This is a genomic window from Arthrobacter sp. NQ7, from assembly GCF_029581595.2.
Classification (GTDB): domain Bacteria; phylum Actinomycetota; class Actinomycetes; order Actinomycetales; family Micrococcaceae; genus Arthrobacter; species Arthrobacter phenanthrenivorans_B.
On record NZ_JARFXU020000073.1, the window covers coordinates 1 to 401 of the forward strand.

Sequence of the window (401 nt, forward strand, 5' to 3'; positions counted from 1 at the left end):
GTGAAGGACAGCTCGTTACCGGCGGCGATGCTCAGCATCTCCTTGACGATGTCGATACCGGTGACCATCTCCGAAACCGGGTGTTCCACCTGCACGCGAGTGTTCATCTCGATGAAGTAGAAACGACTGTTCTCGTAGAGGAACTCGAAGGTGCCGGCGCCACGGTAGTTGATGTCGATGCACGCCTTGACGCAACGCGCCAGCACTTCTTCGCGGGCTTTCTCGTCGAGGCCCGGTGCCGGTGCTTCTTCCAGCACCTTCTGGTGACGACGTTGCAGCGAGCAATCGCGGTCGCCCAGGTGGATGGCGTGGCCCTGGCCGTCGGACAGTACCTGCACTTCCACGTGACGTGGGTTGGTCAGGTACTTCTCCAGGTAGACCATCGGGTTGCCGAACCAGGC

1 protein-coding gene is annotated in these 401 nt (G+C 60.6%); it reads right to left on the reverse strand.

The window, feature by feature from the left end; translation table 11 throughout:
- Positions 1-401, reverse strand: a 401-nt coding sequence (locus PUN71_RS23080) for an ATP-binding protein (protein ID WP_502861383.1), incomplete at both ends; no start/stop codon positions are given.